Consider the following 19,583-nt stretch of genomic DNA (forward strand, 5'->3'; position numbering starts at 1 on the left):
GTGTCTTCCTGGGAGGCCACATGTCCCCATCAGCGCGGGTCCCCGTGAGTGTCGAGGTCGACGGCAGCCGCTACGCCGACGACGTCGAACCCCGGACCCTCCTCGTCCACCATCTCCGTGAACGGCTCGGCAAGGTTGGCACGGTCGTCGGCTGCGATACCAGCAACTGCGGATCGTGCACGGTGCTCATGAACGGCCGCAGCGTGAAGAGCTGCTCGGTGCTCGCCGCGCAGGCCGACGGGGCCAGCGTCACCACGATCGAGGGACTCGCCGGCGACGGCGGGGAGCTGCACCCCGTCCAGCGGGCGTTCCACGAGCTGCACGCGCTGCAGTGCGGGTTCTGCACCCCCGGGATGATCCTGTCCGCGGTCGACCTGCTGCGCGACAACGCCGACCCGTCCGAGGAGGAGATCCGGGAGGGGCTGTCCGGCAACCTCTGCCGCTGCACGGGCTACCAGAATATCGTCCGGGCCGTCCAGGCCGCCGCGAAGGCCATGGCATGAGCACCACCGAGGTCGGCGCCGCCCGGCGGCGCAAGGAGGACGCGCGGCTCATCACCGGCCGCACGCGCTGGACCGACAACCTCGCGGTGCCCGGCATGCTGCACCTGGCGATCCTGCGCAGCCCGCACGCGCACGCGCGGATCGAGCGGGTCGACGTGTCCGCGGCGCTGCGCGAGCCCGGCGTGGTCGCCGCGTTCAGCGGGGCCGACGTCGCCGACGTGCAGGGGAGCCTGCCCTGCGCCTGGCCGGTGACCGAGGACATCGTGCACCCGGTGCGCCCGCCGCTGGCCGTGGACGTGGTGCGCCACCACGGGGAGGCGGTCGCGGTCGTCGTGGCCCGGGACGCGGCGAGCGCCGTGGACGCGCTGGAGGCGATCGAGGTCGACTACGAGCCGCTGGAGGCCGCGCTCGACCTCGCCGCCGCGGCCCGCGACGAGGTGCTGGTGCATCCCGACAAGGGCACGAACCGGTCGTACACCTGGGTGTTCGACTCGGCCGCGGCGGGGACCGGGGCCAGCGTGGCCGACGCCGAGGGCGAGGTGCGCATCCACCGGCGGTACGTGCAGCAGCGGCTGATCCCGGCGTTCATGGAGCCGCGCAGCGTGATCGTGGACCCCGGGGCGGGGGAGTACACCGTCTGGTCGTCCACCCAGATCCCGCACATCCTGCGGGTGTTCTACGCGCTGCTGACCGGGGTGCCGGAGCACAAGATCCGGGTCATCGCGCCCGACGTGGGCGGCGGGTTCGGCGGCAAGCTGCAGGTCACGCCGGAGGAGCTGATCGCCTTCCTGGCGGCCCGGCGGGTCCAGCGGCCGGTGAAGTACACGGAGACGCGCGGGGACACGATGCTCTCGGCGCACCACGGGCGGGACCAGATCCAGGAGATCACGCTGACCGCGCGCCGGGACGGGACGCTCACCGGGATCGACGTGCGGCTGCTGGCCAACATGGGGGCGTACCTCGGGCTGGTCGGGCCGGGCGTGCCGATCCTGGGCGCGTTCATGTACAACGCGATCTACAAGGTCCCGGCGTACCGCTTCGAGTGCACCGGCGTGTTCACCAACACCACGATCACCGACGCCTACCGCGGGGCCGGGCGGCCCGAGGCGACGTACGCGATCGAGCGGGCCATGGACGAGCTCGCCGCCGAGGTCGGGCTGGACCCGATCGAGGTGCGGCGGCGCAACTGGATCAAGGCCGACGAGTTCCCCTACACGACGGTCGCCGGGCTGGTGTACGACTCGGGCGACTACGACGCCGCCACGGACAAGGCGCTGGCGCTGTTCGGCTACGACGAGCTGCGCGCGGAGCAGGCGAGCCGGCGAGCGGCCGGGGATCCGGTACAGCTGGGTCTCGGCGTCTCGACGTACACCGAGATGTGCGGCCTCGCCCCGTCGCGCATCCTCGGCGCCCTGCGCTACGCCGCCGGCGGCTGGGAGAGCGCCTCCGTGCGCGTCCTGCCCACCGGCAAGGTCGAGGTGGTCACCGGCACGAGCCCGCACGGGCAGGGGCACGTGACGGCGTGGAGCCAGATCGTCGCCGACGAGCTGGGCGTGGCGTTCGAGGACGTCGAGGTGCTGCACGGCGACACCCGCACGTCGCACAAGGGCCTGGACACGTACGGCTCCCGCTCCCTCGCCGTGGGCGGGGTGGCCCTGGTCGAGGCCTGCGGCAAGGTGCGGGACAAGGCGCGGACGGTCGCCGCCCACATGCTGGAGTGCAGTCCGGACGACGTCGAGTTCACCGGCGGGGCGTTCCGGGTCCGCGGTACCCCCGACGCCGCGAAGACCCTCGGGGACTGCGCCTTCGCCGTCTTCGCCGCGCACGACCTGCCCGACGGGGTCGAGGCGTCGCTGGACGCCGACGCGACCTTCGACCCGCAGACGTTCTCCTTCCCGCACGGCACCCACCTGTGCGCGACGGAGGTCGACACGCTCACGGGGCGGGTCACGATCCGGCGGTACGTCGCCGTCGACGACGTCGGCCGCGTGGTCAACCCGCTGATCGTCGAGGGGCAGGTGCACGGCGGCGTGGCCCAGGGGGTCGCGCAGGCCCTGCACGAGGAGGCCGTCTACGACGCGAACGGCACCCTGCTGACCGGGTCGTTCGTGGAGTACACGATCCCCTCCGCGGCCGACCTGCCGGTCATCGTCACCGACCGGACCGAGACGCCGGCGACGTCCAACCCGCTGGGGGTCAAGGGCGTGGGCGAGGCCGGCGCGATCGCCGCCACCCCGGCGGTGGTCAACGCGATCGTGGACGCGCTGCGGCCCTACGGCGTGTCCGACGTACCGATGCCGTGCACACCCGAACGCGTGTGGCGGGCCGTCAAGCGCGGAGGTGTGGCGTGATCCCGGTGCCGTTCGACTACGCGCGGCCGTCCACGGTCGAGGAGGCCGTGGCCGCGCTCGGCTCGGCCGAGGAGGGCAAGGTGCTCGCCGGTGGGCAGTCGCTGCTGCCCGTGCTGCGCCTGCGCCTGGCCGCGCCCACCCTGCTCGTCGACCTCGGCGCGGTGCCCGGCCTCGCCGGCATCCGCGTGGAGGGCGAAACACTGGTCATCGGCGCGATGACCACGCACGCGGAGGTCGCCGCCTCCGATCTCGTCCGGCAGCACGCGCCGCTGCTCGCCGCCGCGGCCGGCACGGTCGGGGACCGCCAGGTGCGCCATCGCGGCACCCTGGGCGGCTCCCTGGCCCACGCCGACCCGGCCGCCGACCTGCCCGCCGTGGCGGCGGCCCTGGACGCGACCCTCGTCGTGCAGGGCCCGGCGGGCAGCCGGACGATCCCGGCGGCCGACTTCGCGGTCGGCCTGTTCACCACCGCGCTCGGGCCGGACGAGGTGGTGGTCGAGGTACGGCTGCCGTCCACCGCCGGCTGGGCCGCCCACTACGAGAAGTTCCACCGCACCGCCCAGTCGTGGGCGATCGTCGGGGTGGCCGTCGCCGTCCGGCGGGACGGGGACGCCATCGGGGCGGCCCGCATCGCGCTCACGAACGTCGGACCCGTGCCGCACCGCGCCCGGGAGATCGAGGCGGCCCTGGCCGGGGCCCCGGCCGCCCAGCCGGCGATCGCCGAGGCCTGCTCGCCGGTCGCGGCCGGCATCGCGCCGGTGGACGACCTCTCGGCGTCGGCCGACTACCGCAGGGAGCTGGCCCGGGTCCTCACCACCCGGGCCGTCTGCCGCGCTCTCGGGGTCTGACCCACATCCGCCCGGGCTCGGGGACTACGGTCGAGGGGACCCGGTCGCCGAGCCCTGGAGGTACCCGTGCAGCTGGAGAACGCCTTCACCGTGCCCGTCCCCGTGCAGCGGGCCTGGGCGGTGCTGCTGGACATCGAGACGATCGCGCCGTGCATGCCGGGGGCCACGCTGACCTCGGTCGACGGCGACGAGTTCACCGGCACCGTGAAGGTGAAGCTGGGGCCGGTGAGTCTGATGTTCAAGGGCTCCGGCCGCTTCGTCGAGCGCGACGAGGAGGGCCGCCGGGTGGTCATCGCCGCGTCCGGGGCGGACAGCCGCGGCGGCGGCACGGCCCGGGCCACCGTGACCGCCACGCTGGCCGCCGAGGGCGACGGCACCCGGGTGAACGTCAGCACCGACCTCGACATCACCGGCAAGGCCGCCCAGTTCGGCCGCGGCCTGATCGGCGACGTGAGCGGCCGCCTGATCGGCCAGTTCGCCGACTGCCTGGCGTCGAAGCTCGCCGCGGTCGAAGAGGCGCCGGTTGCTTTGGTCGAGCCGGCCGGGCCTATCGCTCCCGTGGAGCCCGATGCCGAGCCGATCGACCTGCTCGCGGTCAGCGGGGTGGGGTTCGCGGTGCGCCGGGCCGTGCCCTACGTGGTGACCGCCGCCGCCAGCTTCGCCGTGGTGCTGGGCATCATCTGGTGGATCAAGCGCCGCTGACCGGCCCACCCGGCTAGGGTGACTCTCAGTAGTTGTCCTACGTCCGAGGGTGATGGCGAAGATGGTCCGCATCGGCAAGGTCCTGGCCCTCGCGTCGCTGGTCGTACTGGCCCCCGGCGCGGCGAACGCCGCGCCGCCCGAGGGGGTCGTGTTCGGCGCGGCCGGGGCGGAGGAGTCCGGCGGCTACGTGGTGCTGCTCGAGGACCCGCCCGGCGCGCAGACCGCGGCGCAGGCCCAGGCGGCGGTGAGCGACGCGGCGCAGAAGCTGTCCCGGCAGTACGGCGGCGACGTCCGCGAGCAGTACAGCGCCACGGTCCGCGGCTTCGCCGTCGACAACCTCACCGACGCCCAGGCCCGCCGGCTGGCGGCCGCGTCCGGCGTGGCCCGGGTCGAGCGCAACACCCTGCTGCGCACGACGGCCGCCCAGGCCAACCCGACGTGGGGCCTGGACCGCATCGACAGCCACGCCAACACCCGCGACGCCAGCTACACGTACCCGAACACCGCCCCGCACGTCACGGCGTACGTCGTCGACTCCGGCATCGCGATCACGCACAGCGACTTCGGCGGCCGGGCCAGCTACGGGCACAACTTCGTCGACCGGGTCACCAACCCCTACGACAACCCGGCCAACGCCGCCAACAGCAACGACCCGGCCAACGCCAGCGACTGCGACGGGCACGGCACCCACGTGGCCGGCACCATCGGCGGCGCCACCTACGGCGTGGCCAAGGGCGTCTCGCTGGTCGCCGTGCGGGTGCTGGACTGCAGCGGCAACGGCTTCCTGTCCGAGGTCGTGGCCGGCATCGACTGGGTGACCGCCAACGCCCGCCACCCGGCCGTGGTCAACATGAGCCTCGGCTCCGACGACACCTCCGTCGTCCTCGACGCCGCCCTGCGCCGCTCCATCGCCTCCGGCCTGACCTGGTCGGTGGCGGCCGGCAACGGCGACGCCGACGACAACCCCCTCGACGCCTGCACCAACTCGCCCGGCGACGTCGCCGAGGCGCTCGTCGTCGGCGCCTCCACCATCGACGACCACCCCGTGCACTGGTCGGACTACGGCCCCTGCGTGGACCTGTACGCGCCGGGGGAGGGCATCACCTCGGACTGGATCGGCGGCGGCACCAAGACGCTCGACGGCACGTCGATGGCCTCGCCGCACGTCACCGGGGCGGCCGCGCTGATCCTCGAGGCGCACCAGGACTACAGCGCCGAGCAGGTCCGCAACGCGCTGGTGCAGAGCTCGACCGTCGGGGCGCTGAACATGTCGTCGTATCCGGCGTACGCGGCCGCCACCTCGCCGAACCGGGTGCTCTTCGTGCGCCAGTCCGACCCGCCGCGCCCGGCCGGCCGCCCGCAGAGCCTGTTCAACCCCCGCTTCGGCACCACCGAGGTCTACGCCCGGGCCACCGGCACCGACCACCTCGTCTACGCCTACTGGTCCGGCGCCTGGTCGTCGTGGACCGACCTCGGCGGCGCGGTGGCCGGCGACCCGGCCGTGCTCTACAACCCGCGCTTCGGCACCACGGAGGCGTACGCGCGGCTGTCGAACAACCACATCGCGTACCGTTACTACTCCAACGGCTGGTCGGACTGGATCGACCTCGGCGGCACCGCGGCCGGCAACCCGGCGGTCATCTACAACCCGCGCTTCGGCACGACCGAGGTCTACACCCGCACCGCGGCCGGCACCCTCGCGTACCGCTACTTCAGCAACGGCTGGTCGGACTGGATCGACCTCGGCGGCGCGCTGACCGGCGACCCGGGCGTGCTCTACAACCCGCGCTTCGGCACCACCGAGGCCTACGCGCGCACCGCCGCGGGCCTGGCCTACCGCTACTACCTCGGCGGGTGGGCGGACTGGATCGGCCTCGGCGGCGACGTGCAGGGCACCCCGTCGGTGCTCTACAACCCGAAGTACGGCACGACCGAGGTCTACCTGCGCACCACCGGCAACAAGCTCGCCTACCGCTACTACCTCGGCGGATGGGCGGACTGGATCGGCCTCGGCGGCAGCCTGGACACCGACCCGTCGGCGGTCTACAACCGTTCGTCGGGCACGACGGAGGTGTACGTCCACACGCCGGGCGCGGAGCTGCAGTACGTGTACTACCTCGGCGCCTGGTCCGGCTGGAACGACCTGGGCGGGGCCAACACCGGCGCGCCGTCCGTGCTCTACAACCCGCGCTTCGGCACCACCGAGGCCTACACGCTGGCGCAGGACGGCCACAGCTACTACAAGTACTACGCGGGTCGCTGGTCGCCCTACATCGACCTGACCCCCTGACCCGCCTGGCCCCCTTCGCTCACGGGCGGGCCTTGCTCACGGGCGGGTTTCGCTCACGGGCGGGCCTTGCTCACGGGCGGGTTTCGCTCACGGGCGGGCCTTGCTCAAGGGCGGGTCTCGCTCACGGGCGGGCCTTGCTCACGGGCAGGTTTCGCTCACGGGCAGGCTGAATCCTTCCACCTCGGGGGGCGCCGAGCCGGTCGCGATCCACTCGGCCACCGCCGCCCCGGTCGCCGGCGCCATCATCATCCCGGTGGTGAAGTGCCCGCCGGCGAACCAGGCGTTGTCCAGGCCCGGCAGCCGGTCCACCACGGGCTGGCGGCCCTCGATCCGCGGCCGGAAGCAGCACCAGCGGTGGCTGATCGGCACCTCCGCGGCCCCCGGCAGCAGCGTCGCCAGGGCCTTCGCCATCGGGTCGGCGACCTCCGGCCGCACGTCGGGGCCGGCGTCGTCGTCGAACGTGCCGCCGCAGACCACGCCGCCGCCCGGCAGCGGGGAGCCGCCGCCGTACGGCCCGGCCAGCACGCTGCCCAGGCGCCAGGGCCCGGGGGCGACGGCGAGCATGTGCCCCTTGACCCAGCGCTGCGGCACGCCGGTGTGCCAGGGCCGCGGCACCAGCCCGGTGGCCACGACCAGGGCGCCGGGCGCGAAGTCGCCGGCCGTGGTGTGCGCGACCGCGACCCGGTCGCCACGCATCGACACGCCGAGCAGCCCGACCCCGGTGGCCACCTGCCCGGCCTTGCCGGCCAGCGCCGCCGCCAGCCTTCCGGGGTGCACCGCGAGCTGCCCCTCGGCGAGCACGGCCGACGCGCCGTCGGGCAGCCGCACGTCCGGCTCCAGGTCGCGCACCTCGTCCGCGGTCAGGGCGCGCAGCGGCGCCGGCAGCTGCCGCGGGACCTCCGCGCGGATGTCGAGCCAGCGGGTGCGGCGAAGGCCGATCGCGCCGTCCCATTCGGCGTCGAGGTCGAGGTACAGCTGCCGGCTCTTGCGCCCGAACGCCACGAACTGCGGCGTGTCGGTCAGCAGGTGCATGTCCGGGGCGACCGCGCCGCCGTTGCCGGAGGAGGCCCCGGGCACGAGCCGCGGCGCGCGCTCGATCAGCACGACGCGCTCGAACCCGCGCCGCAGGCAGAACGCGGCCGCCATCAGCCCGATCACCCCGCCCCCGACGACCAGCACGTCGGGGGTGCGGTCGAGATCCTCCGGCCGCCCGGGCGCCAGCGCGGCCCGCTCGTGCGCAGTCAACAGGTCGTCCCACACCGTCACGCGATCGGTTCCCACGCGATCAATCCTGCCTCGTCTTCGATCTCCGTGGGGGCACGGGCCACCGACTCAGCTCCGCGTGGCCACGCGGCGCCCCTCGGCGAAGAAGGCCGCGATGCCCGCCATCTCCCGGACGGGCCGACCGGCGCCGAAGGGCATGTTCCAGAAGTCCCTGGCGCGGCGCGTCCAGGTCGCCACGGAGGCGTACGGTTCGTCGATCGCTGCATCTCGCGCGGACACCCCGTACATCGCCTCGTCGAGCGCGATCCCGCCGCCGGAGTGCTCGGGCCGCAGCACGGGCGTCGTCTCCCTGTCCGGCTTCCGTGGCGCCGCGCCGCTCGCCCCGGCCATCTGTGCACCCGGCCGCGCGTGCGCCGCTCGCCCCGGCCGTCTGTGCGCCCGGCCGTATGCGCGCTGCTCGGCCATCCGTGCGCTGCTCGGTCTGGCCGCCCGCCGTACGGTTCGCCACGGCCGCGTGGGCCGGGGCGGGCCCGCGACGACCGGGGCATTCCGCTCGAGCGCGGCCGGCCGCCGCGGTTCGCGCGCCGACGGGACCAGGCCGTCAAGCGCGCGGCCCGGAGTCTCAGCCCTGCGTGACCAGGCGCCGCCCCTCGGCGAAGAAGGCCGCGATGTCCGCCACCTCCCGAACGGGCCGACCGGCGCCGAAGGGCATGTTCCAGAAGTCCCCGGCGCGGGGCGTCCAGGGCACCACATAGGCGTACGGCTCGTCGATCGCCGTGTCCCCCGCGGACACCCCGTAATTCACCTCGTCGAGCGCGATCCCGACGTCGAAGTGCTCCGGCCACAGCACCGGCGTCGCCTCCCCGTCCAGCTTCCGCAGCGCCGCGTCGCCGGCCACGAACGCGTCCAGGATCGCTTCGGCCCCGTCGAGCACGACCCGGTCGTCCGGCCCCGCCCCCGAGCTGTCCGAGTAGAGCCCTTCCGGCGCCCCGATCCCGACCCCGGCCTCGTCCGCCAGCTCCCGCAGCGTCCGCCCGCCCAGTGGCACCCGCCGGCCGCCCACGAACAGCGAGTCGGCATTCACCCGCAGGTCCGGCGCCGCCACGGTGGCGAACCCGTCCTCCGTCACCCGCAGCCGGATGGTCCCGCTCGCCCGATACTGCGGCCCGGCCAGCACCAGCTCGGCCAGCCCGTGCAAGGAACGTCGCGTCACGTCGGTCATCCCCCAATGCTGTCATCCGTGCGAAGCGAGTCACGCTGTGCCGAGCGGGTCGACGCGGCCGGGGCGCGAACTCGGGGTCACCATAGCGCCGGGGTACGACACTTTCCGGCAACCGGCGAGGCAACCTGATTGCCTGCCCAACGGGTGCTGAAGTCCCGGCGCTGGCCGGACGGGGACAGGCAGCTGGGCGAGGCGGTCCCGGCGTGGCTCTGCGGCGGCAAGCTCAACCTCGGCCTGGGCCCGGTCACCGAGGTCGCCTACAACGCCCTGCACAACCGCATGGGCATCGCCATGACCAACACCCAGCGCCTGACCGAGCCGTCCCGCCCGGCCGGCACCAACAACCTCTTCGTGGCCTGGGAAACCCTGACCCACGCCGACAACCCGGCGTGACGCACAACCGGCGTGAAGCCCGACATATCGTGACGCTGTGCGGAGACTGTTCGACGTCCACACCCACTTCATGCCGCCGAGGCTGCTGAGGAGCGTCCAGGCGTACTTCGACGCCGAAGGGCCGCTCGTCGGCCGGCCGTGGCCGATCCTGTACCGCGGCGACGAGGACGAGCGCGTCCAGACGCTGCGGGCACAGGGCGTCGAGCGGTTCACGGCGCTCGCGTACGCCCACAAGCCCGGCATGGCGCGGGGCCTCAACGAGTGGACCATCGACTTCGCCGGGCGCGCGCCCGGGTGCCTGCCCAGCGCCACGTTCTACCCCGAGGAGGGGGTGGAGGAGTACGTGGACGCCGCCATCGCGCGGGGCGCGGAGGTGTTCAAGGTGCACCTACAGGTGGGCGCCTACGACCCGCGGGAGCCGATCCTCGCCCCCGTCTGGGACCGCCTCGCCGCCGAGCGGATCCCGGTGGTCGTCCACGCCGGCTCCGGGCCGGTCCCGAACGCCTTCACCGGGCCCGGGCCCTTCGGCGAGCTGCTGGGCAACCACCGGGGACTGCGGGCGATCGTCGCGCACATGGGGGCGCCCGAGTTCGAGGAGTTCCTGGACCTGGCCGACCGGCACGACGGCGTACACCTGGACACCACCATGGTGTTCACGGACTTCTTCGGCGGCCCGGACGAGCGGCTGCTGCCCCGGATCAGGGACCTCGGGCTGGCCGGGCGCGTGCTGCTCGGCAGCGACTTCCCCAACATCCCGTACCCGTACGAGCACCAGATCGAGTCGCTGCGGCGGCTGCGGCTCGGCGACGAGTGGCTCGGCAAGGTCTGCTGGGACAACGCCGAGCGGCTGTTCAGCGGGTCAGGATGAGGTCCGCGCGGTTGCGGGTGGCCGCGATCACCGAGGCGTTGGCCTCGTCGCTGCGCGAGACCCAGTCCTGCGCCTCCGGCAGGTCGAGGCCCTTCGCCAGCTGGCGGCGCACCAGCGACTCCTGGCGCACCTCGTCGGGGGCGTCGAGGTACAGGACCAGGTCGAGCAGGTCGCGCACCGACGCCCACGGGCCGTGCTCCAGCAGCAGGTAGTTGCCCTCGACCACGATGACCCGCACCGAGGACGGCACCGGGATGACGCCGCCGATCGACTCGTGCAGGGTGCGGCTGTAGGCGGGGGCGTAGACGAGGTCCTCGCCGGCCCGCAGGCGGCGCAGCAGGTGCACGAAGCCGGCCGAGTCGAAGGTCTCCGGCGCCCCCTTGCGGTCGGCCAGGCCGAGCCGGTCCAGCTCCACGTTCGACAGGTGGAAGCCGTCCATGGGGACGGCCACACTGGACAGTCCGATGTGGACGTCCTGGAGGGCCTCGGCGAGCGCCGAGGACAGGGTGGACTTGCCGGCGGCGGGCGGGCCGCAGATGCCCACCACCACCCGGCCCTGGCGGCCGCGGGCGAACGGCACGACCACGTCCAGGGCGGCCTGGAGCACGTCCGGCTGCCTCATGACAGCGAGTCGCGCAGGCCGCGCATGCCGGCGAGCCAGCGGTCGGTGTCGGTGGCGCGGTGCAGGTAGTACCGCCCCACCTCCGGGTGCGGCAGGATCAGGAACCGTTCGGCGTCGAGGCCGGCCACGACGCTCTCGGCCACGTCGTCGGCGGACAGCACGGCGCCGCCGGCCGCGGTCACCTTGGCGCCGATGTGGCCGGCCTTGAGGCCATCCTGCAGCATCGGGGTGTCCACGCCCTGCGGGCACAGCGCGCTGACCTTGATGCCGCGGCTGCCGTACGTGATGGACAGCCACTCGGCGAAGGACACCGCGGCGTGCTTCGTCACCGAGTAGGGGGCGTCACCGACGGCGGTGAGCAGGCCCGCGGCCGAGCAGGTGTGCAGGAGGTACCCCTCCCCGCGCTCCAGCATCGAGGGCAGCACGGCCCGGGCCGAGTACACGTGGGACAGCACGTTGACCGCCCAGGTGCGGGCCCACGCGTCGTTGCTCGCCTCCAGGCCGGCGCCGCTGGTGATGCCGGCGTTGGCGCAGAACAGGTCGATGCGGTCGTGCCGCTCGAGGGTCTCCCCGACCAGCTCGGCCACCTGCTCCTCGCTGGTCACGTCGACCTCGACGCCGACGGCCTCGCCGGGCAGGCTCGCGGCCAGCGCGGCGGCGGCCTCGCCGTCGAGGTCGGCCAGCACGAGCGCGGCGGCCTTGCCGGCGGCGAACCGGCGGGCCATCGCCGCCCCGATCCCGCCGGCGGCGCCGGTGATGACGACGACCTTGCCGTCCACGTTCACGATCGGGCCCCCAGTTGGCGCAGGGTGTCCAGCAGCGCGGGCGCGCCGCCGGCGGCGAGCTCCCGGGTCGGCAGCAGCGCGATCACCGGGGTGGTGACGCCGGCCGCGGCGTAGCGGCGCACGTGCTCGCGGCACCGCGCGGCCGGGCCGTGCACGATGAGGGCGTCGACCACCTCGTCGGGAATCGCCGCGAGGGCGCCCTTGCGGTCCCCGGCCGCCCACGCGTCCCACATCGGCTTCAGCGCCTCGCCGCGGCCCAGCCAGCGGTGGAACGCCGCGTAGGCGGGCACGGTCAGGTAGGCGGCGATGAGCCGGCGCCCGGTCGCGCGGGCCTCCTCGGCGTCGGCGGTGGGGCAGACGAAGATCCGGGCGGCCACCTCGAAGCCCTCGGGCGCGGCCGCCAGCTCGGCCCGCGCGGTCGCCACGTCCTCGACCGACAGCCAGTTGAGGATGGCGCCGTCGGCCTCGGCCGCCGCCAGGCGCAGCATCCGGCCCCTCAGACCCGCCAGGAGCAGTTTCGGCGGTACCGCGGGAGCCCGCTCCAACCGGAACCGCCGCACGGCGAACGTGTCGAAGTCCCCGTCGACGAGCTCGCCGGCGAGCGCCGCGCGCAGGAAGCGCAGGACGTCGCGGCTGCGCTCGTAGGGCCGCTCGAACGGCACCGCGTTCCAGTCGCCGACCACGACCGGCGAGGAGGCGCCGATGCCGAGGGCGAACCGGCCCGGTGCGGCCTCGGCGAGGGTCGCCGCCTGCATGGCCAGCAGGGCCGGCCCGCGCGTGAACACGGGCACGATCGCGGTGCCCAGCCGCAGGCCGGGCGACCAGGCGGAGGCCAGCGCCAACGGGGTGAACGCGTCGGTCCCGGCGACCTCCGAGGTCCACACGTCGGTGTAGCCGAGGTCCGCGAGGGTGGCCAGCAGCGCCGCGTGGTCGGGCAGCGGGACCCCCGGCAGAGGGATCGTCAGCCCCCATTGGCTGTTCATCAGCCGATCATCTCCGCGAAACGGCGGATGTGGCAAGCCGAACGGCACACTCGTCCGGACGCCCTCACGTTGCAACAGGTATAGGTGCGACGTAGCCTGGCGCCGATCTGACCGAGGAAAGGAGAGCAACCCATGCTGGGTCTCGAGAAGAAGCTCATGAAGCAATGGGAAGGCAAGAGCGCGCAGGAGCTCGCCGACGCCCCCGTCACCGCGATCGCCGGCGTGAGCGAGGGCGACGCCGAGAAGCTGCAGGCCGCCTTCAACATCAAGACCGTGCGCGACCTGGGCACGAACAAGTACTTCCGCTGGGCGCAGGGCATCGTCGCGCTCGCCGACTGATAACGGGGCCACGGCGGCCGCCCCCGGTTGTTCCGGGGGCGGCCGTTGCGTGTGTCAGAGAAGCGACAGTGAGCCCGTCACCGGGTGCAGGTCGGCGCCGCGGGCCGGGCCGATCGCGCAGCAGGTGGCGGTGCCGGCGGCGACCTGGGTGCGGCCGGCGTCGTGGACCACCTCGACCGGCAGCCCGGCCTCCTCGGCCGCGGCCACGACCAGGCCCAGCGTGTCCTCGTCGGGCACCTTGAGCACCACCTTCGGCTGCCCGGCCCGCCACCAGTCGGCGAACGCCGGCGCGCGCACGTTGGCCATGGCCGCCGCGACCGCGGCGTGCGCGGCCTGCGCGGCGATCTTGCCCTTGCCCATGCCGAGGTCGGTCCGCATCACGATCACGAGCCGGGTCTCGGCGCTCACCGTCACAACTGGATGTTAAACCGATCCATGAGTACGGGAGCCAGCAACACCGCCCCGGCGAAGATCGCCACCGTGGCGAAGACCGTGCGCAGGAAGACGGTCTCGGTCTTGTCGCCGGCGGTGAGCGCCACCGAGTGCGGCAGGCCGAAGCAGCGCCACATCCGCCGCCCGGTCGGGATCGGCCAGAGGATCGGCGAACCGTGCCGGGTGATCATGTCGCCCAGCAGATGGATCAGGCCGCCGACGCCGACCGCCACGCCGAGCAGCGGGTAGCCGCGGTCGCCGGGCAGCCGCTCGTAGACCAGGAAGGCCGCGGCGGCCGAGGCCAGGGTGACGATGAGCCAGCCGGCCCGCTCGGCCCACTTCTCGAACAGCCCGCGCAGCGCCAGAGCGAAGGAGAAGAACAGCACGCCCATGACCGCCCATTTGCCGTAGGCGTTGCACAGGGCCAGGGTGCCGTAGCCGACGCCGACGTTGAAGATGATGGTGTGGGTCAGCGTGCGGTGGCCGTTGTGCCGCGGCGGGTCGTACTTCATCCGGGTCAGCTTGTAGACGCCGAGCGAGAACTTCTCGACACACTCGGCCAGGAACAGCGAGAACACGCCGAACGTATGGGCCACCGTCGCGCCGCCCTGCCGCCGCGTGACCCGGCCCGAGAGGTCCAGGTCGGGCACCAGGGCGCCGCCGGCGCAGATCGCGGTGCCGACGGTCAGCTGCAGCGGGGTCTGGTGGAAGTGCCCGAGCTGGTCCAGCGCGAGCGAACCGGTCAACCAGACCGCCGCCCCGGAAAGAGCGTGCGAAGAGCCCATCATGCCTGGTGACTATCCCAGGTGGACGGTCATTCGTACATAGGATCTACAGCCGCATCAATGTACCCGCAACGTCGAGTGTCGTCGCCGTCATGCTCGCCGCGGCGTCCGAGGCCAGGTAGACAGCGGCGAAGGCGGCGTCGTCGACGGTGGACTCGCGCGGTGTCCAGGACACGACATTGGCCCGCACCCCGGCCCCGGCGACCAGCCGGGCGTAGTGCTGGGTGAGCGCCGTCACGCCGCCGCCGACCGCGTTGGTGGCCGGGTCCGCCCCGCTCGGCGCGAGCGTCACCACCGCGCCGCCGCCCGCCTCGGCCATGTGCGGCACGAACGCCTGCAGCGCCTGGAAGGTCGCGGTCAGTCCACTGTCGACGGTCTGCTGCCAGCCGCCGGCGCCGTGCCCCGGGCAGGGCAGCACGAACAGCAGCTCCGGCGCGCCGAGCTCGGTGAGCACGCTGACCCGCACCGCGTCCATGGCGGCCGCGTCGGTGCCCTCGGCGACGATGCCGAGCGCCTCGGCGCCGCCCCAGCGCAGCTCGTCGACCAGGTCGGCCAGCTCGGCCTCGTCCGCGCCGATGACCGCGATGCGGGCGCCGCGCTCGGCGAGCATCCGGCACACCGCCGCAGGCATTCCGTCGGGCCCGCCCAGCACCACGGCGACCCGGCCTTTCAGCTCGAACAACGTCGATCCCAACATGCCCTGCCCCTTCTCCCCGGGTCGGCGGGGCCGCCGCACCCCCGGCGGCGGCCCCGATCGGTGTGTGTCAGCGGCCCCAGCCCTGCCGGTCCGACGCGGCCCCCCACGGTCCGCGCCCCCAGCCGTGGTGATGGCCGCGGCCCCAGCGCGGGTGGCCGCCGTACGCCCGCCAGCGGGCGTGCCGGGCCAGGCCGAACACCATGAAGAAGAGCGGGATCGCCGGCCAGAAGAAGTGCGCCCCCGACAGCACCCACAGCCCCGTCAGCGTCGCCGCGAGGACCGCGACGAAGCCCGTGTGCCCCCACAGGTGGCGCCGGGAGTCCCGGGCGAACTGCTCCTTGGCCTCCGGCGTCTCGTACAGCCCGCGCCGGCCCCCCTCGGGCAGGTCGGCGGTCAGCGGCGGCAGCTCGTCGCGAAACTTCGCGGCGTAGACCCCGCTGAGCCGTTCCTCCCCCTCCTCGAGCGTGAGCCGGCCCTCGGTCATGCCGGCCCGCACCATGTTGGCGTACTGTTCGCGCTCGCTGTCCGAGGCGCGTACCCGTTCGCCGGCCATGTTCTCGGCCCCCTTCCGTCGATGGACTCCAGCGTGCCCGTCACGGCGGTCCCGCGCGTCGCACCGGCGTCGGCTCGTGCCGTACCGCGGCAGACGCAGCCGGACGGGCGCCGTACTCCCGCGGGAGTACGCGCCGCCGCGCCGGGGAGGCGATGCCGCACGTCCCGCCGCTCCACTACCGTTTGTGGCGTGGGGAGAGCGCCGTGGGCCAGCCAGCAGCGCGCCGCGCGCCTCGAGCGCAAGTTCCAGCGGTTCGAGCAGCGCATCGAGCGGCGGCGCGGCTCCGGGCGCTGGCACGGCGGGCCGCACCCGATGGGCCTGGCCATCTTCATCGCGCTCCTGCAGGTGTTCGGCACCCGGGCGGCCGCCTACGGCAGCACCGGCCACGAGCTGGACCAGACCGGCTACCTGCTGCTCGTCGCCGGCCCGGCCGCCCTGATCCTGCGCACCAGGGCGCCCCTGCTCACGCTGGCCGGGGCGCTGGCCGCCACGGTCGCCTACTTCGCCCAGCTGTACCCCAACGGACCGGGATTCCTCGCCGCCATCGTCGCGGTCTACGGCGCCCTGTCGGCAGGCTACCGCTGGCTGACCTGGATCGCCGTCGTCGCCGCCTACACCACGTTCGTCGTGCTCGTCCTGCCGCACGCGTCCGTCGCGCGCCTGGTCGTCATCGGGGTGTGGTGCATCATCATCGCGTTCTTCGGCGAGGCGGCACGGGTGCGCGGGGCGCGGTACAGCCAGATGGCCCGCGACCGGGCCCATCAGGAGGCCCTCGCCCGGGCCGAGGAGGAGAAGGCCCGCAAGGAGCAGCAGCGCCGCCAGGCCAGCGACGAGCGGCTGCTCATCGCCCGGGAGCTGCACGACGTCATCGGCCACCACCTGTCGCTCATCAACGTGCAGGCCGGGGTCGGGCTGCACCTCATGGACGAGCAGCCGGAGCAGGCCCGGGTGGCGCTCAGTGCGATCAAGCACGCCAGCGCGGAGGCGCTGCGCGAGACCCGCGCGGTGCTGGCCGGGCTCAACCCCGGGGAGGCGGCGCCGCGCACCCCCGCGCCGGGCCTGGCCGACCTGGAGCGGCTGGCCGGCGAGGCGAGGGGCGCGGGCCTGCCGGTCACGCTCGACACCGTCGGTGCTCCCCGGGCGCTGCCGCCGCAGGTGGACCGGGCGGCGTACCGCATCGTCCAGGAGGCGCTGACCAACGTCCGCCGGCACGCGGGCCCCGGCGCCACCGCCACGGTCGTCGTCGGCTACGGCCCGGCCGAGCTGACCCTGGTGGTCACCGACGACGGCAAGGGCCCGCCCGCGGACCGGCCGGAGGAGCCGCGGGCCGAGTCCGGCAACGGCATCGCCGGCATGCGCCACCGCGCCGCCACGTTCGGCGGCACCGTCGAGGCCGGCCCGCGCGAGGGCGGCGGCTTCGAGGTCCGCGCCATCATCCCGCTGCGTGAGGAAGACAAGCCGTGATCAAGGTGCTGCTGGCCGACGACCAGGCGCTCGTGCGGGCCGGCTTCAAGGCCCTGCTCGACGCCCAGTCCGACATCGAGGTCGTCGGCGAGGCGGCCGACGGCGCGGAGGCGGTCAGGCTGGCCGTCCAGGCCCGCCCCGACGTGGTGCTCATGGACATCCGCATGCCGGTCCTCGACGGCCTGGAGGCGACCCGCCGCATCGCCGCCGACACCCGCCTGGCCGACGTGCGCATCGTCATCCTGACCACGTTCGACCTGGACGAGTACGTCTTCGAGGCGCTGCGGGTCGGCGCCAGCGGCTTCCTGGTCAAGGACACCGAGCCGGTCGACCTGCTGCGGGGCGTGCGCGCGGTCGCGGCCGGCGACGCTCTGCTGTCGCCCGGCGTGACCCGCCGCCTCATCGAGGAGTTCGCCAGCCGCTCCCGCGCCCCGCTCGCCCCGATGTCCCTGGACACCCTGACCGACCGCGAGCGCGAGGTGATGTCCCTGGTCGGCGCGGGCCTGTCGAACGAGGACATCGCGGCCAAGCTCTACGTCAGCCCCGCCACCGCCAAGACCCACGTCAGCCGGGCCATGATCAAGCTCGGCGCCCGCGACCGCGCCCAGCTCGTCGTCTTCGCCTACGAGGCCGGCCTGGTCCGCCCGGGCTGGCTCGGCTGATCACGACGGAGACCAGCACGGCATGCTCGCGCCCGAGTGATCAGGGCAGGCCGTTGCGGGCGATCACGCCCTGGTACCAGTCGGCGCTGGCCTTGCGGCGGCGGTCGTGGGTCTGCTCGTCGACCCGGATCAGGCCCCAGCGCTGCGAGTAGCCCTCGGCCCACTCGAAGTTGTCCAGCAGCGACCAGACGTGGTAGCCCTCCAGCTTGACCCCCGCCTGGATCGCCTTGTGCGCCGCGGCGAGGTGGTCGCGCAGGAACGCGATCCGGTCGTCGTCCTGCACGTCGGCGGTCGAGGGCATGCCGTTCTCGGTGATGGTGAGCGGGATGTCGCCGTAGTCGCGCTTGATCCGGGTCAGCAGGTCGTGCAGGCCCTCGGGGTAGACCTCCAGCCACGTCGCCTGGGTGGTGGGGTGGCGGGCCACCCGGCCGCCGCCGGCGGTGACGTTGACCGGGTTGTAGTACTGCACGGCCAGAAGGTCCGAGCGGGAGCCGATCACGTCCAGGTCGCCGTCGTGGATGGTCGGGTGCAGGGCCGCATTGGCGGACAGCCAGGCCGCGGGGTACCTGGACAGCAGGACCGGGTCCAGCCAGCGGCGGTTTTCCTCCTCGTCAACGGCCACCACCTGCTTCGCGGCACCGGCTGAGTTGTCAGCGGGGTAGACCGGGGACAGGTTCAGGGCCGCGCCGATTCTTCCTGCCTTGTTCGTACCGCGGAAAGCCCGCACCGCCAGCCCATGGCCCAGCAGCAAGTGGTGGCCGGCGACGTCGCCCAGCCGCCGGTTCTTCTTCCCGGGGGCGTGCACGCCGACGCCGTACCCCATGGCGACCACGGTCTTGGGCTCGTTGAGCGTCAGCCAGGTGTGCACCTTGTCGCCGAGGGAGTAGAACATCTGCTGGGCGTAGTCGGCGAACCACTGCGCACAGTCGCGCTGCTCCCACCCGCCCTTGTCCTGCAGCGCTTGCGGCGTGTCCCAGTGGAAGAGCGTGGCCATGGGCGCGATGTCGCGGGCCAGCAGGCCGTCCACGAGCCGGTGGTAGAAGTCCAGGCCCTTGGCGTTGAGCGGGCCGCGGCCCTGCGGCAGCACCCGCGACCAGGAGATGGAGAACCGGTAGCTCTTGAGCCCCAGGCCCTTCATGAGGTCGAGGTCCTCGTAGACGCGGTGGTAGTGGTCGGCGGCCACGTCGCCGGTGTCGCCGCCGAGGACCTTGCCGGCCTGGTGGCTGAAGGTGTCCCAGACCGACGGGCCGCGCCCGTCCTCGGCCGCGGCCCCCTCGATCTGGTACGCCGACGTCGCCGCCCCCCACTGGAACCCGTCCGGGAACCGCAGCCCGCCGGAGGGCGGGCCGGCCGGCTCGGCGGAGGGGCTGGCCCCGGGTGCGGCCGCGGGCGTGCAGCCGCTCGCCACGGCACTGACGGCGGCGAGGGTGAACAGGTGTCGCCGTCGCACTCCCGAAACCGTAACCGGTCGATGCAACGCTACTTGCGCCAGCGCAGAGGGCGCGGGTCGAACGTCCACAGCACGCGGCGCCACCAGGGGCGGCGGGCCTTCAAGTCGGTCAGGTACGCCGTCGCCTGGGCCGTGGCCCGCGAGGCCTGCGGTTCGTCGATACGGGCGGCCTGCCCGGCGAAGGCGACCTCGTTGACCAGGCCGGCCAGGTCGCCGACCGGCGGGGCGGGCGGGCGGACGGCGCGGGGGCCGGCGTGGGCCCGCGGCTCGGCCGCCGTCGCCGCGTACTGCGCGATCTCGGCCGCGCTCAGGTGGGGCGGGGCCGGGCGGCCGGCCTGGCGCAGGCCGAGCAGCACCTCGCGCCACGCGGCGTCGACGCGCACGGACGGGGGTCCCTCGGCGAGGCGGGG

The 19,583-nt window shown here is 73.9% G+C and carries 21 protein-coding genes and 1 pseudogene; 10 read left to right on the forward strand and 12 right to left on the reverse strand.

Annotated features, from left to right (window positions below; all coding sequences use genetic code 11):
* The first annotated feature begins 20 nt into the window (after positions 1-20).
* From ABD352_RS23135 to ABD352_RS23155, 5 genes are all read left to right on the forward strand, one after another.
* Positions 21-503 carry a (2Fe-2S)-binding protein gene (locus tag ABD352_RS23135; protein ID WP_344614533.1) on the forward strand — a complete coding sequence of 161 codons (483 nt, stop codon included), beginning with the start codon at positions 21-23 and terminating at the stop codon, positions 501-503.
* On the forward strand, positions 500-2,854 hold the full coding sequence (locus tag ABD352_RS23140) for a xanthine dehydrogenase family protein molybdopterin-binding subunit (RefSeq protein ID WP_344614534.1): 2,355 nt from the start codon (positions 500-502) through the stop codon (positions 2,852-2,854). Before ABD352_RS23135 ends, ABD352_RS23140 begins: the two co-directional genes overlap by 4 nt.
* Positions 2,851-3,702, forward strand: coding sequence for an FAD binding domain-containing protein (locus ABD352_RS23145; protein WP_344614535.1), 852 nt, complete (start codon positions 2,851-2,853; stop codon positions 3,700-3,702). The genes ABD352_RS23140 and ABD352_RS23145 overlap by 4 nt, the downstream gene beginning before the upstream one ends.
* Before the next feature lie 66 nt (positions 3,703-3,768).
* Positions 3,769-4,404 (forward strand): SRPBCC family protein, encoded by a 636-nt coding sequence (locus ABD352_RS23150; RefSeq protein WP_344614536.1) that lies wholly within the window; start codon positions 3,769-3,771, stop codon positions 4,402-4,404.
* A gap of 52 nt (positions 4,405-4,456) precedes the next feature.
* Positions 4,457-6,694: a S8 family serine peptidase gene (locus ABD352_RS23155; RefSeq protein WP_344614537.1), complete on the forward strand. Its 2,238-nt coding sequence runs from the start codon at positions 4,457-4,459 to the stop codon at positions 6,692-6,694.
* Between the two features lie 138 nt (positions 6,695-6,832).
* Here the strand turns inward: ABD352_RS23155 and ABD352_RS23160 are convergent, their stop codons facing one another.
* The 3 genes from ABD352_RS23160 to ABD352_RS23170 form a co-directional block, all read right to left on the reverse strand.
* On the reverse strand, positions 6,833-7,975 hold the full coding sequence (locus ABD352_RS23160; protein WP_344614538.1) for an NAD(P)/FAD-dependent oxidoreductase: 1,143 nt from the start codon (positions 7,973-7,975) through the stop codon (positions 6,833-6,835).
* A 51-nt stretch (positions 7,976-8,026) separates the two neighbouring features.
* Positions 8,027-8,254: a hypothetical protein gene (locus ABD352_RS23165; RefSeq protein WP_344614539.1), complete on the reverse strand. Its 228-nt coding sequence runs from the start codon at positions 8,252-8,254 to the stop codon at positions 8,027-8,029.
* Between the two features lie 286 nt (positions 8,255-8,540).
* A complete protein-coding gene (locus ABD352_RS23170) occupies positions 8,541-9,140 on the reverse strand; it encodes a hypothetical protein (protein WP_344614540.1) in 600 nt (199 codons plus the stop codon).
* A 129-nt stretch (positions 9,141-9,269) separates the two neighbouring features.
* Between ABD352_RS23170 and ABD352_RS23175 the strand changes: the two genes are divergently transcribed.
* Positions 9,270-9,533 (forward strand): hypothetical protein, encoded by a 264-nt coding sequence (locus tag ABD352_RS23175; RefSeq protein WP_344614541.1) that lies wholly within the window; start codon positions 9,270-9,272, stop codon positions 9,531-9,533.
* Between the two features lie 37 nt (positions 9,534-9,570).
* Positions 9,571-10,401: an amidohydrolase family protein gene (locus tag ABD352_RS23180; RefSeq protein ID WP_344614542.1), complete on the forward strand. Its 831-nt coding sequence runs from the start codon at positions 9,571-9,573 to the stop codon at positions 10,399-10,401.
* On the opposite strand, the gene ABD352_RS23185 is transcribed toward ABD352_RS23180, so the two are convergent.
* Genes ABD352_RS23185 through ABD352_RS23195 form a run of 3 tightly spaced genes read right to left on the reverse strand, consistent with a single transcriptional unit; the run spans position 10,385 to position 12,773 of the window.
* Positions 10,385-11,023 (reverse strand): nucleoside/nucleotide kinase family protein, encoded by a 639-nt coding sequence (locus ABD352_RS23185; protein WP_344614543.1) that lies wholly within the window; start codon positions 11,021-11,023, stop codon positions 10,385-10,387. The two genes, ABD352_RS23180 and ABD352_RS23185, sit on opposite strands and share 17 nt — an antisense overlap.
* Entirely contained in the window at positions 11,020-11,808 is a 789-nt protein-coding gene (locus ABD352_RS23190) for an SDR family oxidoreductase (RefSeq protein ID WP_344614544.1), read from the reverse strand. Before ABD352_RS23190 ends, ABD352_RS23185 begins: the two co-directional genes overlap by 4 nt.
* A complete protein-coding gene (locus tag ABD352_RS23195; RefSeq protein WP_344614616.1) occupies positions 11,805-12,773 on the reverse strand; it encodes an LLM class F420-dependent oxidoreductase in 969 nt (322 codons plus the stop codon). Before ABD352_RS23195 ends, ABD352_RS23190 begins: the two co-directional genes overlap by 4 nt.
* A 150-nt stretch (positions 12,774-12,923) precedes the next feature.
* Between ABD352_RS23195 and ABD352_RS23200 the strand changes: the two genes are divergently transcribed.
* The gene (locus tag ABD352_RS23200; protein WP_344614545.1) at positions 12,924-13,130 is read left to right on the forward strand and encodes a hypothetical protein; all 207 of its coding nucleotides are present in this window, start codon (positions 12,924-12,926) and stop codon (positions 13,128-13,130) included.
* Positions 13,131-13,184: 54 nt separating this feature from the next.
* Here ABD352_RS23200 and pth2 read toward each other — a convergent pair whose 3' ends face one another.
* From pth2 to ABD352_RS23220, 4 genes are all read right to left on the reverse strand, one after another.
* On the reverse strand, positions 13,185-13,544 hold the full coding sequence (gene pth2 / locus ABD352_RS23205; RefSeq protein ID WP_344614546.1) for a peptidyl-tRNA hydrolase Pth2: 360 nt from the start codon (positions 13,542-13,544) through the stop codon (positions 13,185-13,187).
* Positions 13,541-14,350: a metal-dependent hydrolase gene (locus ABD352_RS23210; RefSeq protein ID WP_344614547.1), complete on the reverse strand. Its 810-nt coding sequence runs from the start codon at positions 14,348-14,350 to the stop codon at positions 13,541-13,543. Before ABD352_RS23210 ends, pth2 begins: the two co-directional genes overlap by 4 nt.
* A 43-nt stretch (positions 14,351-14,393) precedes the next feature.
* Positions 14,394-15,044, reverse strand: coding sequence for an SDR family NAD(P)-dependent oxidoreductase (locus tag ABD352_RS23215; RefSeq protein WP_344614548.1), 651 nt, complete (start codon positions 15,042-15,044; stop codon positions 14,394-14,396).
* Positions 15,045-15,111: 67 nt separating this feature from the next.
* Positions 15,112-15,597 (reverse strand): DUF1707 domain-containing protein, encoded by a 486-nt coding sequence (locus ABD352_RS23220; RefSeq protein ID WP_344614549.1) that lies wholly within the window; start codon positions 15,595-15,597, stop codon positions 15,112-15,114.
* Positions 15,598-15,786: 189 nt separating this feature from the next.
* Here ABD352_RS23220 and ABD352_RS23225 point away from each other — a divergent pair, with 189 nt between their 5' ends.
* Together ABD352_RS23225 and ABD352_RS23230 are read left to right on the forward strand one after the other, a co-directional pair.
* Positions 15,787-17,061 carry a sensor histidine kinase gene (locus ABD352_RS23225; RefSeq protein WP_344614550.1) on the forward strand — a complete coding sequence of 425 codons (1,275 nt, stop codon included), beginning with the start codon at positions 15,787-15,789 and terminating at the stop codon, positions 17,059-17,061.
* Positions 17,058-17,723: a response regulator gene (locus ABD352_RS23230; protein ID WP_344614551.1), complete on the forward strand. Its 666-nt coding sequence runs from the start codon at positions 17,058-17,060 to the stop codon at positions 17,721-17,723. The genes ABD352_RS23225 and ABD352_RS23230 overlap by 4 nt, the downstream gene beginning before the upstream one ends.
* Positions 17,724-17,763: 40 nt before the next feature.
* On the opposite strand, the gene ABD352_RS23235 is transcribed toward ABD352_RS23230, so the two are convergent.
* Entirely contained in the window at positions 17,764-19,173 is a 1,410-nt protein-coding gene (locus ABD352_RS23235; protein WP_425553608.1) for a GH1 family beta-glucosidase, read from the reverse strand.
* A gap of 29 nt (positions 19,174-19,202) precedes the next feature.
* Positions 19,203-19,583 (reverse strand): annotated as a pseudogene (locus ABD352_RS23240) (transglutaminase domain-containing protein); the annotation flags it as partial.

This window comes from Dactylosporangium salmoneum, from assembly GCF_039532525.1.
In the GTDB taxonomy this organism is placed as follows: domain Bacteria; phylum Actinomycetota; class Actinomycetes; order Mycobacteriales; family Micromonosporaceae; genus Dactylosporangium; species Dactylosporangium salmoneum.